The following is a 13415-nucleotide window of genomic DNA, read 5'->3' as shown; positions in this document are numbered from 1 at the left end:
GGACCTCTCAGGAGTACCAGGTGGGCTGGGGCAGTTCGCCGGTCAGGACGTGGCGGCCGACCTCGCGGCGCTTGTAGGCGACGGGGTCGTGGAGCGTGTGGGTGCGGACGTTGCGCCAGAAACGGTCGAGGCCTTCGGTGGAGGCGGTGGCACGGGCGCCGGTCACCTCGAAGATGCGGCTCGTGATCTCCAGGGCGACGTCGGTGGCGCGGGCCTTGACCGCGGCGACACGCACCTCGAACTCGCCGCGGGCCTGCTCGCTGACCGCGTCGGGGTCGTCGTGCAGCCTCTGGCCCTCGGCGGCCACGGCGTCGGCCAGCGCCTCGACGGCCCACAGCTTGGCGGTGAGGTCGCCGTAGGTGTCGATGACGTACGGCTCGTCGACGGCCCGGTCGTGGCCGCCGTGCAGCCAAGGGCGGGACTTGGCGCGGGTGTAGGTGGCGGCGGTCTCCAGGGCGCCGGCCGCGATGCCGAGGTAGAAGCTGACGAAGACGAGCTGGATCGTCGGGACGTTGAGCGTGTTGTACACGCGGGGCCGGAATCGCTTGTCCACGTATCCGGCGGCGGCCGACCAGGGCACGCGTACGGCGTCGAGGGTGACGCCGCCGCTCTCGGTGAGGCGCTGGCCGATGTTGTCCCAGTCGTCGTGGAAGGTCAGGCCCTGGCTGTCGGAGGGGACGATGGCGAACACGTGGTCGTCGGTGCCCTCCAGGACGCCTTCGAGCACGGTGACGTCGGAGACCTTGCTGCCGGTGGAGAAGGTCTTGCGGCCGGTGAAGGTGAGGGTGTCGCCCTCGTCGCGCACGACCACGTCGGCGTCGCGCGGGTTGACGGCGCCGCCGAAGAACCAGCGGTTGCGGGCGGCTTCGGCCTCCACCTGTTCCCACTGTTCGCGGGTGCCGACCAGGCGGGCCGCCCAGTTCCACAGGTAGTGGTAGCCCAGCAGCTGGCCGATGGAGCCGTCGGCCTTGGCGACCTCCCGGACGACGCGGTAGGCGGTGGGCCAGTCCTGGCCTCCCCCGCCGTGCTCGACGGGGCCGAGCAGGGTGACCAGGCCGGAGTCCTTCAGCAGCCGCACCTCCTCGTACGGGGTGGCGCCGGCCTTGTCCCGGGCCGCGGCGTCGGTGGCGAGGACGGCGGCGACCTCCGAGGCGCGGGTGATCCAGCCCTGCGCGTCCTTCGGGAAGGGGGCGGTCTGCCAGTCGGTGCGGGCGACGGTGCTCATGGGGTGTTGTCCTTTTCTCGGGGGGGGCGGGGTCAGACGTGTGCGGCTGCGGACGGCTCGGTCTCGGGCTGCTGCGCCTCCAGTTCGCGCACCAGGGGCAGCACCCGCTTGCCGAAGTACTCGACCTCCTCCAGGTAGTGCAGGAAACCCAGGAGGAAGAGGTCGACGCCGAGCCGCTTGTAGGCGACGATGCGTTCGGCGATCTGCTCGGGCGTGCCGATCAGGCCGGTGCGGAAGCCGTCGTTGTACTGGACGAGGTCCTCGAAGGTGGAGTCCTGCCACATGCCCTTGCCGTCGGCGGTGGACTGCCCGGCCTGGCGGACGGCGTCGCGGAAGCCGTGGACGGCGGGCGTGTCCGCCTTGGCGACGATCTCGCGCAGCGTCTCGCGGGCCTCGGCCTCGGTGTCGCGGGCGATGAGGAAGCCGTTGAGGCCGAACTTCGGTGCCGTGCGGCCGGCTTGCGCGGCGGAGGCGCGCACGTCGGTGATCTGCTCGGTGACGCCGTCGAAGTCCTTGCCGTTGCTGAAGTACCAGTCGGAGACGCGGCCGGCCATGGCGCGGGCGGCGGTGGAGTTGCCGCCCTGGAAGATCTCCGGGTGCGGTCGCTCGGGCGTGTTGAGCGGCTTGGGCTTGAGGGTGAAGTCACGCAACCGGTAGAAGTCCCCGCCGAGTTCGGCGTGGTCCTCGGTCCAGACGCGGCGCAGCGCGGTGATGAACTCCTCGGCGCGGCGGTAGCGCTCGTCGTGCTCCAGCCAGGGCTCGCCGAGGGCGGTGAACTCGCCTTTGAACCAGCCGCTGACGACGTTCACGGCGAAGCGCCCGCCGGAGAGGTGGTCGGCGGTGGCGCCGAGCTTGGCGAGGACGCCCGGGTGCCACAGCCCGGGGTGGACGGCGGCGATGACCTTGAGCCGCTGGGTGGCGAGGAGCAGGGCGAGGCTGAAGCTGGTCGACTCGTGCTGGTACTCGGCGCCGTAGCTGGCCGTGTAGCGGACCTGGCTGAGGGCGTAGTCGAAGCCGTTGTTCTCGGCGAGCACGGCCAGTTCGCGGTTGTAGTCGTAGCCCCAGTCGGTGCGCTGCTCGATGGTGCTGGTGACGAGGCCGCCGCTGACGTTCGGCACCCAGTAGGCGAAGCGGACGGGGTCGGTCGGTGCGGGGAATTCGGGCATGGGAGAACTCCTGGCCGGCGCATGCTGCGCGAAAGCGTGAGGGAGGAACGTCCGGGAATTCAGGCGCGCCGGAGGGGCGTGCCCGGGAAAACCGCCGTCAGCGGGAATACCGCCGTCGGGAAGTGACGCGGCGGGGACGGGAATTCACGGAAGGACGGGAGGGAAGGGAGGGGAGCACTGATACGAGGGTTTCCCTCGGTGCGCTCAGGCCCGACAGCGACAGCGGGAGCTGCAGACACGCGCAAGGTCGACATGGCGTCGCCGCGTGAGATCCTGTCGCTTCATACCTTCGATCAAAGCAGCGCGACGTCCGGCCGGTCAAGAATGCCAAGCCTGATTTCACATGCTGGGCTTCGGTATTCACGAGGTTGTGACAGGGAATCCCTTGAACCGTGCGCAATCTGTGGCAGGAACCGGGCATGGGCCTCCTGGAGGGGACGCCGCGGGCCGGAGCCCGCGGCGGTCACCGGGCGGCGGCCTGCCCTGCGCCGGAGGTGGCGGCCGGGTGGCCGGGCGCCCCGGACAGGTGACCCCGGCGGCGCCACTCCTGTGCGAGCAGTTCGTAGGAGCGGACCCGGTCCGCGTGCCCGTGGGTGATGGTCGTGATCAGCAACTCGTCGGCTCCGGTGGCCTCCTGGAGCTGCTCCAGCTGATCGGCCACCCGGCCCGGTGAGCCCACGAACCGGGTGTCGACCCGGTCCTGCACGAGTGCGCGGTCCTCCTCGCTCCACGCGTGGGCGCGCGCCTCGTCGGGCGTCGGGTACGCGATGGCGCCCTCGGCGGTGCGGATGCTGCGCACCCACAGGTCGTAGCCGCTGGCAAGCTCCGTCGCGGTCGCGTCGTCCTCGGCGACGACGACGTCCGCGGAGACACTGACGTACGGCCGGTCGAGGAACTCGGACGGCTTGAAGAAGGAGCGGTAACCGTCCACGGCTTCCAGGACGGTGGCGGGGCTGACGTGGTAGTTCGCGGCGAACCGCAGCCCGCGGGCACCCGCGACCTCGGCGCTGGTGCCGCCGCTGCTGCCCAGGATCCACACGTCGATGTCGGCGCCCTCGCCCGGCACGACGTGGGCTTCGACGCCCTCCGGGGAGCGGTAGGTGCCCGCCAGCAGGGCGAGGATGTCGTCGATCTGCTCGGCGTAGTCCTGCGGCTCGGCGTGCGGCAGCAGGAGCAGTCTGCGCTGCAGGGTGACGCGGGGCGAGCCCAGCAGGTGCGTGAAGGAGAAGCGGGGCGGGATGAGCAGCCCGTTCGGTGCGCGGCCGGCGGCGGCCGGGGCTTTCTCGTTGACGGCCGGGGCTTCCTCGGCGGCGGTGGCGCTCTCGCCCGGCGGGCGGCCTCCGGAGCGGCCCAGGCCCAGGTCGAGGCGGCCGGGGTGCAGGGCGTCGATCAGGCCGAACTCCTCGACGGTGGACAGGGCGGTGCGGTGACCGAGCTGGACGGCGCCGGAGCCGAGGCGGATGGTGGCGGTGGCCGCGGCGGTCAGGGCCAGGACGACCGCCGGGGAGGTGCCCGCGACACCCGGGTTGAGGTGGTGTTCGGCGAACCAGTAGCGGGCGTAGCCGAGCCGCTCGGCGTGCCGGGCGAGGTCGATGGAGTGGTGCAGGGCCTCCGTCGCCGTGGATCCGGAGGAGACGGGGACCAGGTCGAGGACGCCGAGGGGGATGTCAGGCATGGGCCGGCCCTTCTTCTGTGCGGGTGGTCGGTGATGCCGGCAGGACCGGGGCCCACGCGAACGGCGGGTCCGGGATCGTCCGGCGCAGCTCCGGCGCCACCGCGGACTGGAACAGCTCCAGCGAGCGGCGGTGCTGCGCGTCGGTGAGCCCGCCGGCGTCCGCGTGGACGTGGAGCACCGTGTGCCCGAACCGCTCGTGGTAGCGGTGCACCTTGTCGAGGACCTGCTCGGGGCTGCCGATCAGCGCGGAGCTGCGCTCGGCGAAGTCCTCCAGGGTCTCGAACACGACGGGCAGTCCGGTCCGCCGGGCGAAGGCCAGGTTGGCCTCGAAGACCGGCCGGTAGGCGGCGAGCGCCTGCTGGGAGGTCGGGGCCACGAGGATGCCGGCGGTGCCGGCGCCGATGGCGATGCGGGCCGGGTCGTGGCCGTAGTGCGCCCAGCGTTCGCGGTAGTGGCGGATCAGCTCGGCGTACGGCTCGACGGGGTGGGTGACGTTCGCGGAGAACAGCGGGTCGCCGTAGCGGGCGGCGAGGTCGACGGACTCCTTGCTGGTGGCGCTGCCGTGCCAGACGCGCAGGGGCTGCTGGTACGGGCGGGGATGGACCTCGGCGTCGGTCAGCGGCGGGCGGAAGCGGGTCGCCGCGGTCACCCGGTCCTCGCGCCACAGGCGGCGGAAGACCTCGTAGCTCTCGGCGTTGCGGTCCCACTGCTCCTCGGGCGTGACGTGGAACAGCTCACGCTGGGCGGTGCCGTTCCCCTTGCCGATGATCAGGTCCAGCCGGCCCTCGGAGAGGTGGTCCAGGGTGGCGTAGTCCTCGTAGGCGCGTACCGGGTCGAGCAGGCTGAGGGTGGTCACGGCGGTGAAGAGCCGGATGCGCCGGGTCAGTGCCGCGACGTGGCTGAGGACGACGGTCGGGGAGGAGGAGAGGAACGGCCGCTCGTGCCGCTCCCCCACGCCGAAGCCGTCGAAGCCCAGTTCCTCGGCGAGGACGGCGTTGCGCAGGACCTCCCGGAAGCGGTCGTGGGTGGGTGTGAGGACGCCGGTGACCGGGTCGGGGCGGTGCACGATCAGCGTGATGGCGAGGAACTTCACGACGCGACCCGCTCGGCGCGGCCGCGGTCCGGGTGGGTCAGGCCGAGGTGGTCGCGCAGGGTCGGTCCCTCGTACTCCGTGCGGAACACGCCCTTCTCCTGCAGCAGCGGGACGACCTTGTCGGCGAACTCGTCCAGGCCGGTCGGCGTGAGGTGCGGGACGAGGATGAAGCCGTCGCCGGCGTCGGTCTGGACGAAGTGGTCGAGGGTGCGGGCGAGGGTGGCCGGGGAGCCGACGAAGTTCTGCCGGTTGCCGGTGTGGATGACCAGGTCGCGGATGGACCACTGGTTGGCCGCGGCCAGTTCGCGCCATTCCCGGGCGGTGGCCAGGGGGTCCCGGTACATCCGGACCTGGGCGCGGCCCTGGGAGATGTGCTCCTGGCCGACGTCCGGGTCGATGTCGGGCAGTGGGCCGTCCGGGTCGTACGCCGACAGGTCCCGGTTCCAGACGAACTCCAGGTGCCTGAGGGCGGTGGCGCCGCTGACCTGCTGCCGGCGCACCTCGCGGGCGAGTTCCTCGGCCTCGGCGTCGGTGTCGGCGAGGGCGAAGGTCGCGGCGGGCAGGATGAGCAGCTGGTCGCGGCTGCGGCCGTACTTGGCCAGGCGGTTCTTGACGTCGGTGTAGAAGGCGCGGCCCGCTTCGAGGGTGCCGTGCCGGCTGAAGATGGCGTCGGCTTCGGCGGCGGCGAACTCGCGGCCCTCTTCCGAGTCTCCGGCCTGGAAGACGACCGGGCGGCCCTGGGGCGAGCGGGGGACGTTGAACCGGCCGTGGATGTCGAAGTGCCGGCCGGTGTGTGCGAAGGCACCGGCCTCGGGGTCCGAAAGGAACTGCCCGGTCTCCTGGTCGGCGACGATCTCGTCGCCGCGCCAGGAGTCGAAGAGTTCCTTGGCCGTCTCCAGGAACTCCTTGGCGCGGGAGTACCGCTCCTGCTGCGGCAGGAATCCGCCGCGGCGGAAGTTCTCGCCGGTGAAGGCGTCCCAGGAGGTGACGACGTTCCAGGCCGCGCGGCCGCCGGAGAGGTGGTCGAGGCTGGCGAACTGGCGGGCGACCTCGTAGGGCTCGTTGAAGGTGGAGTTGATGGTGCCGGTCAGGCCGAGGTGCTCGGTGACGGCGGCGAGCGCGGCGAGGACGGTGAAGGTGTCGGGGCGGCCGACGACGTCCAGGTCGTAGATCTTGCCGCCCTGTTCGCGCAGCCGGAGCCCTTCGGCGAGGAAGAGGAAGTCGAACCTGGCGCGTTCGGCGGTGCGGGCGAAGTGCGCGAAGGAGCTGAACTCGATGTGGCTGCCGGCCCGCGGGTCGCTCCAGACGGTGGTGTTGTTGACGCCGGGGAAGTGCGCGGCCAGGTGGATCTGCTTCAGGGGTTTGGTCATCGGTCCGGGTCCTTCCGGCTCAGACGGCGGCGTAGCGGTTGGCGGGGCGGGCCAGGCCCAGCAGGCCGCGCAGGGTGCCGGCCTCGTAGGCGCGGCGGAAGACGCCGCGGCGTTGCAGTTCGGGGACGAGGCCGCGGGTGATCGCCGGCAGGTCGTGGGCGGCGACGGCGGGCCACAGCCGGAACCCGGACAGCCCGCCGTCGCTCAGTTCCTGCAGCAGGTCCGCGAGTTGGGCGGGGGTGCCGGTGAAGACGAGCGCGTCGCTGGTGAAGGGTTCTCCCGCGAGCGCGTCGAGCCGGTCCCGGCGCGCCCGCGCGGCGGCCGGGTCGTCGTCGAGGAAGACGACGAGTTCGCCGAAGACGTGCAGCGGCTCGGACGCCCGCCCGGCGGCGTCCCGTTCGGCGCGGATCCGGTCGACGATGCCGCGGGCCTGGCCGGCGTCACGCGGGGTGACGTAGCCGACGTCGGCGGCACGGCCCACGAGCCGGTAGGGGACGGTGTCGTGGGCGAGGGCGGTGACGATCGGCTGGCCCTGCGGCGGCCGGGGGGTGATGGAGGGCCCCCGGACGCTGAAGTGGCGGCCCTCGAAGTCGATGTGGTGCAGCTTGTCGCGGTCGATGAAGCGGCCCGTGGCGACGTCCCGGATCTCGGCGTCGTCCTCCCAGCTGTCCCAGAGGCGGCGGACGACCTCGATGTAGTCGGCGGCCTCGTCGAACAGCTCGGTCACCGTCGCCCGGGCGGCCGGGCTGTCGTAGGCCTCGATGCGCGCGACGGTGCGGCGGCCGAAGTGGGCGGCCTCGTTCGGGCGGGCGGTGATCTGCACCCGCAGGCCCGCCCGGCCGGTGCTGACGTAGTCGAGGGTGGCGATCGCCTTGGAGAGGTGGAAGGGCTCGGTGTGGGTGGCGACGACGGTCGGCACGAGGCCGATGTGCCGGGTCAGCGGCGCGACGCGGGAGGCGATGAGGACGGCGTCGAGACGGCCGCGCACCTGGTCGGTGCGCTCGTCGGGGTCGAAGGGGTGGGAGGACTGGGGGCCGAGGCCGTCCTCGATGGTGACGAAGTCGAGCAGTCCGTGTTCCGCCTCGGTCACGAGGTCGGCCCAGTAGGCGGCGGTGAACAGCTCCCGCGGGCGGGCGCCCGGTTCGCGCCAGGAGGCGGGGTGCCGGCCGGTGCCGTCCAGGGCGACGGCGAGGTGCAGCGGGGAGGGAGGGGTCGAGGACATGAGGAGCCTTCCTGCGGGGGTCGCCTACCGGTTGGTCCTGGGCAGGCCCGGCGGGTTGATCTGCGACTCGGTGACGGCCTCGTCGGACAGGCCCCAGCGCTGGAGCACCTTCGCGTACGTGCCGTTGTCGATGACGTGGTCGAGGGCGTCCGCGAGCGACTCGACCAGGCCGCTGTCCTTCTTCGTGGTGGCGGCGATGAGCCCCTGGAGGGTGGCGCCCGCGCCGGAGTAGGTGCCGACGACCTCGGTCCTGCCGGTGGTGGCCGCGTGGTAGGCGGCGGTCGGGTTGGGGCCGAGGTAGAGGTCGATGCGGCCGGACTGGAGGGCGAGGTAGGTGTCGCTGTCGTTCTGGTAGTACTTGATGTCCACCGGTTCGCGGCCGGCCTTCTCGTTCTCCTTGCTCCATTCGACCAGCAGCTTCTCCTGGTTGGTGCCGCTGCCGACGGCGACGGTCCGGCCCGCCAGGTCCTCGGGGCCGGTGACCTTCAGGCCGCTGCCCTTCTTCGCCTCGAAGCCCAGGTTGTCCTCGCGGTAGGTGGCGAAGTCGTACTTGTCCTTGCGCTCCTCGGTGACGGTGATGTTGCTCAGGCCGGCGTCGTACTTGCCGCTGTCGAGGCCGACGAAGATGTTCTCCCAGGAGACGGTGTGGATGCGTGGCTCCAGCCCGAGGACGTCGGCGACGAGGTGGGCGAGGTCGGGTTCGACGCCGATGACGGTCTTGTTGTCGGTGGCGTGGAAGGTGAGCGGGGCGGCGGAGCCGGCGGAGGCGACCAGCTCCAGCGTGCCTCTCTTGCGGATCCGCTCCGGGACCTGGGCGGCGATGGAGTCGACCTTGCCGGTCCTGACGCGCTTCTGGTCCGGGCTGGTGTTGATCCTGACCGTGCTCTTGCCGCCGGGTGTGGCCGCGACCTCGGTCGTGCCGCCTTCCGAGGGGTTGGCGCAGCCGGCGAGGAGGAGGGCGGTGGCGAGTCCGGCGGCTGCCGCGGCGGTGGTGCGGCGGGCGGTGAGGGTGGTGGCCACGGTGGTGCTCCTTGCGTGTGGGACGGGAGGGAAGATCAGAGGACCTTGGAGAGGAAGGCGCGGGTGCGTTCGTGCCGCGGGGCGTCCAGGACGGCTGCGGGCGGGCCCTGTTCCACGACGACGCCGCCGTCCATGAAGACCACGGTGTCGGCGACCTCGCGGGCGAAGCCGATCTCGTGGGTGACGACGATCATGGTGGTGCCGGTGCGGGCCAGGTCCTTGATGACGTCGAGGACCTCGCCGACCAGCTCCGGGTCGAGCGCGGAGGTGGGCTCGTCGAAGAGCAGCACCTTGGGTTCGAGGGCGAGCGCGCGTGCGATGGCCACGCGCTGCTGCTGGCCGCCGGAGAGCTGGCGCGGGTAGGCGCCGGCCTTGTCCGCGAGACCGACCCGGTCCAGCAGCCGGCGGGCCGTCTCCTCGGCTTCCTTGCGGGGGCGGCGCAGGGCGGAGACCGGGGCCTCGACGAGGTTGTCCAGCACGGTCAGGTGCGGGAAGAGGTTGAAGTCCTGGAAGACGAACCCGATGTGGGTGCGCTGCCTGAGGACGTCCTTCTCCTTCAGCTCGTGCAGCTTGTTCCCCGAGCGGCGGTAGCCGATGAGTTCGCCGTCGATGCTGATCCAGCCGCGGTCGACCTTCTCCAGGTGGTTGATGGTGCGCAGCAGCGTGGACTTGCCGGAGCCGGACGGGCCGAGGATCACGGTGACCTCGCCGGCCCGGACCTGCAGGTCGACACCGCGCAGCACCTCCAGCGGGCCGAAGCTCTTGTGGACGCCGTGGACGTCCACCACGACCTGGCTCATCGGCTCTCTCCCAGGGTTCCGAGGGTCTTCAGCGGGACGACGGGACTCTCGCGCCGGGCGGCGGCCGCGCGCAGGGTGCGCACGGAGCGCCGGGCGCGCTGGAGCGGTGTCGGCGGCGGGGTGCGGTCGGCGCCCCTGGCGTAGTGGCGTTCCACGTAGTACTGGGCGACCGACAGCAGGGAGGTCAGGACGACGTACCAGGCGGTGGCGACCAGCAGCAGCGGGATGACCCGGCCGTTGCGGCCGTAGATGACCTGCACCTGGTAGAACAGCTCGCCGATGGACATCACGTAGACCACCGAGGTGCCCTTGAGCAGGCCGATGATCTCGTTGCCGGCCGTGGGCAGGATGGCGCGCATGGCCTGGGGCAGCACGATGCGCCGGATCTGCCGCAGCCGGGGTATGCCCAGTGCGGCGGCGGCCTCCAGCTGACCGTGGTCGACGGAGATGACGCCGCCGCGGACGATCTCGGCGGCGTAGGCGGCCTGATGCAGCGTCAACCCGATGATCGCGGCGCCGATGGTGCCGATGAGACTGTTGCTGTCGACGGACCAGAACACCGGCCCGAAGGGGATCCCCACGCCCAACTCCTTGTACAGGGCGCTGAGGTTGAACCAGAACACCAGCTGCACGATCATCGGGATCGAGCGGAAGACCCAGATGTAGGCCCAGGCGACGGTCTGCAGCACCGGGCTGCGGGACAGCCGCATGAAGGCCAGTACGGTGCCCAGGAGGAAGCCGAGGACGGTGGCGTAGGCGGTGAGCTGGAGGGTGACCCAGACCGCCTGCACGATGGTCTCGGACAGGACGTAGTCGCGGAAGACGCCCCATTCCCACACGGGGTTGGTGGCCAGTCCGTGCACGAACTGGGCGACCAGGACGGCCACGGCGGCCGCCGCGGCCCAGCGGGCGTGGTGGCGAGCGGGGACGATCTTCAGGGAGGCGGGGTCGTCCGGGGCGGGTGCGGCCTGGGGGCGGGTGGCCGCGGGCGGCGCGGCGTCGGTGGTGGATGCCATCGTGGTGTGTCCTGCTCGGCTCTTACGCGTGCTCGGGCGGGTTGATCCGCGACGTCTCGATCGCGGAGGCGGAGGTGCCCCACTTCTTCAGGATCCGGGCGTAGGTGCCGTTCTCGATCAGCTCGTTGACGGCGGCCTGGAAGGCCTTGGTGAGCGGGGAGCCCTTCTTGAAGGCGAAGCCGACGTCGAGGCGGTGGTACTCGCCGAGGAACGTGGTCTGCGCGGCGGGCTGGGAGGCCTGGTAGCGCAGGCCGTTGATGGTCGACATGACGACGTCGATGCGGCCCTGCTGCAGTGCGGTGAGGGTCGCGGCGTTCTCCGAGTACACCTTCACGTCGTAGGGCTTCTTCCCGGCCTTGGCGCACACCCCCTTCTGTGCGGTGAGGGTCGTCTCGAAGGTGGTGCCGGCGCCGGTGCCGACGGTCAGCCCGCACAACTGGGTGAGGTCGGTGACCTTCTTCAGCGCGGTGTTGCCCTTCTTCACGGCGAAGCCCTGGCCGTCGTTGACGTAGGTGACGAAGTCGATGGTCTTCAGCCGCTCGGTGGTGACGCCGAAGTTGCCGGTGCCGACGTCGTACTTGCCGCTGCCGAGGGCGGGCAGGATCGTCTCGAAGGAGGCGTCCTGGCGGTCCAGCTTCACTCCGAGGACCTTGGCGACGGCGTCGGCGAGGTCGATGTCCTGGCCCGCGGGCGCCTTGTCCGGCCCGTTCGGGTAGTAGGCCCCGGGCGGGAAGCCGATGGAGCTGCCGACCCGCAGCGTGCCCGACCGGCGCACGTCGGCGGGCAGCAGGGCGGCGACGGCGTCCACCGTGCGCACGGAGGCGACCGGGTCGCTCGTGGGGGCCGGGGAGGCCTGGGCGCCGACGGCCGCGGTGCCGCCGCCGTCACCGGAGCCGCACGCGGTGAGCGCGAGCAGCGGCAGCAGCGCGAGGGCGGCGACGCCGCGCAGGCGGTCTCTGAGAGCGGGGGCGTTCACAGGTCGGTGGCCTTTCCGGTGGTGTCGGGCAGGTGTTTCTCGAACGGCAGCGGACCGATGGTCTCGGGGTCGGCGGCCGTGTCGAACAGCGGTGTGTATCCGGTGGCGAGGTACAGGCCGCGCGCCTCGGGCTGGCGGGGCCCGGTGGTCAGGTGGACGCGCCGGTAGCCGCGGGCGGCGGCCTCGCGTTCCAGCTCGTCGAGCACGCGCCGGGCGAGCCCGCGCCGGCGGTGCGCGGAGTGGGTCCAGATCCGTTTCAGTTCGGCCGTGGTGGCGTCGTGGCGGCGGAAGGCGCCGCCCGCGACGGGGTTGCCGTGTTCCAGCAGCAGCAGGAGGAGACCGCCGTGCGGCGGGGTGAACTCCTCGTCGGGGTAGCGGGAGATCTCGGTGTGGGCGTCCTTGCCGTAGCGCGTCGCGTACTCGTGGCCGAGTTCGCGCAGCAGGGGTCTCACCCGGCGGTCGGAGACGGGGACGTGCACGACGGTCAGGTCCGCCGCCCGGGACGGGATGGGGGCCAGGGAGGTCACGCGCCCACCACCGCCCGGGTCCGCTCCGCGCCCGCTGCCCGCTCGGCGTCGCGCCTGGCGACCTCCTCGCGGACCAGGGGGATGACGTACCGGCCGAAGTCGACGGCGTCGCCCAGCAGGTCGTAGCCGCGCGCGGAGAGGATGTCGACGCCGAGGTCGTAGTAGTCGAGGAGGGCCCGGGCGACGGTCTCCGGGGTGCCGACGAGGGCGTTGGAGTTGCCCGCGCCGCCGGTCGCGGCGGCCGTCGCAGTCCACAGGGCGCGGTCGTAGCGCTCCCCCTCCTCGGCGATGGCGAGCAGCCGCTGGGAGCCGGTGTTCTGCGGGGTGCCGGTGCGGTGGCGCCGTTTGAGCCCGGCCGCGCCCCGCTCCCGGATGGCGCCGACCGTGCGGTGGGCCTTCTCCCAGGCCAGTTCCTCGGTGGGGGCGATGATCGGGCGGAACGCGACCTGGATGCGCGGCACATCGGTGCGGCCCGCGGCCTTCGCCGCGGCCCGGACGGCCTCGATCTGCTCGGCGGTCCTCTCCAGCGGCTCGCCCCACAGGCAGTAGATGTCCGCTTCCGCACCGCCGGCGGCATAAGCGGCGGGCGACGAACCGCCGAACGACACGTTCGGGCGCGGCTGCTGGACGGGGAAGACGTCGCTGACGAAGTCGTGGAAGCGGTAGTGCTCGCCCTGGTGGTCGAAGGGTTCGCGCGTGGTCCAGATCTTCTTGACGATCCGGATGTACTCGCGGGTGCGGGCGTACCGCTCGTCCTTGGTGAGGGTGTCGCCCTCGCGGCCCTGTTCGTGGTCGTTGCCGCCGGTGATGAAGTGGACGGTGAGCCGGCCCTCGCTGATCTGGTCGAGGGTGGCGAAGGTCTTCGCGGCGAAGGTCGGGTAGGAGACGTTGGGCCGGTGGGCGAGGAGGATCTGCAGCCGGTCCAGCCTGCTCGCGATGTACGCGGCGGCGGGCGCCGGGTCGGGTGAGCCGGAGCCGTAGGCGAACAGCACCCGGTCCCAGCCGTGATCCTCGTGGGCCCGGGCGAGGCGGAGGGTGTAGTCCTTGTCGAAGGCGGCGCCGGAGCGCGGGGTGGTCTCGGAGCCGTCGTTGGTGGCGGCGATGCCGAGGAATTCCACGGGCATGACAGTGGCCCTTTCGGGAACGACCGCACGCAGGCACGACGGAACCGCCGTGCGCGGTGGGAGACATGACTGAGCGTCAGGAAGAGGCGTGGTGCGGGTGTGACGACGCCGTGCGTCGGGAGAAGCAGGGATGCGGCAGCGCGCAGGAGGAAAACTCGGCCCGCGACGGGGTCACCGAGGGAGGGAAGGGCCGGTCAGACG

12 protein-coding genes are annotated in these 13415 nt (G+C 71.8%); all 12 read right to left on the bottom strand.

Annotation, left to right across the window (positions count from 1 at the left end; all coding sequences use genetic code 11):
* Positions 1 to 7: 7 nt before the first annotated feature.
* A complete protein-coding gene (locus ACPXCS_RS25365; RefSeq protein ID WP_425949498.1) occupies positions 8 to 1225 on the bottom strand; it encodes an acyl-CoA dehydrogenase family protein in 1218 nt (405 codons plus the stop codon).
* A 32-nt stretch (positions 1226 to 1257) separates the two neighbouring features.
* On the bottom strand, positions 1258 to 2391 hold the full coding sequence (sfnG, locus tag ACPXCS_RS25360) for a dimethylsulfone monooxygenase SfnG (protein WP_425949496.1): 1134 nt from the start codon (positions 2389 to 2391) through the stop codon (positions 1258 to 1260).
* A 463-nt stretch (positions 2392 to 2854) separates the two neighbouring features.
* Positions 2855 to 4066, bottom strand: coding sequence for an LLM class flavin-dependent oxidoreductase (locus ACPXCS_RS25355; protein WP_425949495.1), 1212 nt, complete (start codon positions 4064 to 4066; stop codon positions 2855 to 2857).
* On the bottom strand, positions 4059 to 5159 hold the full coding sequence (locus ACPXCS_RS25350; RefSeq protein WP_425949493.1) for an LLM class flavin-dependent oxidoreductase: 1101 nt from the start codon (positions 5157 to 5159) through the stop codon (positions 4059 to 4061). The genes ACPXCS_RS25355 and ACPXCS_RS25350 overlap by 8 nt, the downstream gene beginning before the upstream one ends.
* Positions 5156 to 6529, bottom strand: a complete 1374-nt coding sequence (locus ACPXCS_RS25345; RefSeq protein ID WP_425949491.1) for an NtaA/DmoA family FMN-dependent monooxygenase — start codon at positions 6527 to 6529, stop codon at positions 5156 to 5158. Before ACPXCS_RS25345 ends, ACPXCS_RS25350 begins: the two co-directional genes overlap by 4 nt.
* Before the next feature lie 19 nt (positions 6530 to 6548).
* Positions 6549 to 7751 carry an LLM class flavin-dependent oxidoreductase gene (locus ACPXCS_RS25340; RefSeq protein ID WP_425949490.1) on the bottom strand — a complete coding sequence of 401 codons (1203 nt, stop codon included), beginning with the start codon at positions 7749 to 7751 and terminating at the stop codon, positions 6549 to 6551.
* A 24-nt stretch (positions 7752 to 7775) separates the two neighbouring features.
* The gene (locus tag ACPXCS_RS25335; protein WP_425949488.1) at positions 7776 to 8771 is read right to left on the bottom strand and encodes an ABC transporter substrate-binding protein; all 996 of its coding nucleotides are present in this window, start codon (positions 8769 to 8771) and stop codon (positions 7776 to 7778) included.
* Between the two features lie 35 nt (positions 8772 to 8806).
* A complete protein-coding gene (locus ACPXCS_RS25330) occupies positions 8807 to 9571 on the bottom strand; it encodes an amino acid ABC transporter ATP-binding protein (protein WP_425949487.1) in 765 nt (254 codons plus the stop codon).
* A complete protein-coding gene (locus tag ACPXCS_RS25325; RefSeq protein WP_425949485.1) occupies positions 9568 to 10587 on the bottom strand; it encodes an amino acid ABC transporter permease in 1020 nt (339 codons plus the stop codon). Before ACPXCS_RS25325 ends, ACPXCS_RS25330 begins: the two co-directional genes overlap by 4 nt.
* A gap of 22 nt (positions 10588 to 10609) precedes the next feature.
* Entirely contained in the window at positions 10610 to 11563 is a 954-nt protein-coding gene (locus tag ACPXCS_RS25320; protein ID WP_425949484.1) for an ABC transporter substrate-binding protein, read from the bottom strand.
* Positions 11560 to 12090, bottom strand: coding sequence for a GNAT family N-acetyltransferase (locus ACPXCS_RS25315; RefSeq protein ID WP_425949482.1), 531 nt, complete (start codon positions 12088 to 12090; stop codon positions 11560 to 11562). Before ACPXCS_RS25315 ends, ACPXCS_RS25320 begins: the two co-directional genes overlap by 4 nt.
* A complete protein-coding gene (locus ACPXCS_RS25310; RefSeq protein ID WP_425949481.1) occupies positions 12087 to 13214 on the bottom strand; it encodes an LLM class flavin-dependent oxidoreductase in 1128 nt (375 codons plus the stop codon). Before ACPXCS_RS25310 ends, ACPXCS_RS25315 begins: the two co-directional genes overlap by 4 nt.
* Positions 13215 to 13415 lie beyond the last annotated feature (201 nt).

It is taken from the genome of Streptomyces sp. DT190 (assembly GCF_049846985.1).
Classification (GTDB): Bacteria; Actinomycetota; Actinomycetes; order Streptomycetales; family Streptomycetaceae; genus Streptomyces.
Note: the sequence above shows the minus strand (reverse complement) of the source record. Positions and strands in the feature narration are given on the sequence as shown.

What these genes read in the sequence shown, in the direction of transcription:
- ACPXCS_RS25355 (WP_425949495.1), bottom strand. Translation starts at nt 4,066, where the DNA reads ATGCCTGACATCCCCCTCGGCGTCCTCGACCTGGTCCCCGTCTCCTCC.
- sfnG (WP_425949496.1), bottom strand. Translation starts at nt 2,391, where the DNA reads ATGCCCGAATTCCCCGCACCGACCGACCCCGTCCGCTTCGCCTACTGG.
- ACPXCS_RS25310 (WP_425949481.1), bottom strand. Translation starts at nt 13,214, where the DNA reads ATGCCCGTGGAATTCCTCGGCATCGCCGCCACCAACGACGGCTCCGAG.
- ACPXCS_RS25325 (WP_425949485.1), bottom strand. Translation starts at nt 10,587, where the DNA reads ATGGCATCCACCACCGACGCCGCGCCGCCCGCGGCCACCCGCCCCCAG.
- ACPXCS_RS25340 (WP_425949490.1), bottom strand. Translation starts at nt 7,751, where the DNA reads ATGTCCTCGACCCCTCCCTCCCCGCTGCACCTCGCCGTCGCCCTGGAC.
- ACPXCS_RS25365 (WP_425949498.1), bottom strand. Translation starts at nt 1,225, where the DNA reads ATGAGCACCGTCGCCCGCACCGACTGGCAGACCGCCCCCTTCCCGAAG.
- ACPXCS_RS25345 (WP_425949491.1), bottom strand. Translation starts at nt 6,529, where the DNA reads ATGACCAAACCCCTGAAGCAGATCCACCTGGCCGCGCACTTCCCCGGC.
- ACPXCS_RS25330 (WP_425949487.1), bottom strand. Translation starts at nt 9,571, where the DNA reads ATGAGCCAGGTCGTGGTGGACGTCCACGGCGTCCACAAGAGCTTCGGC.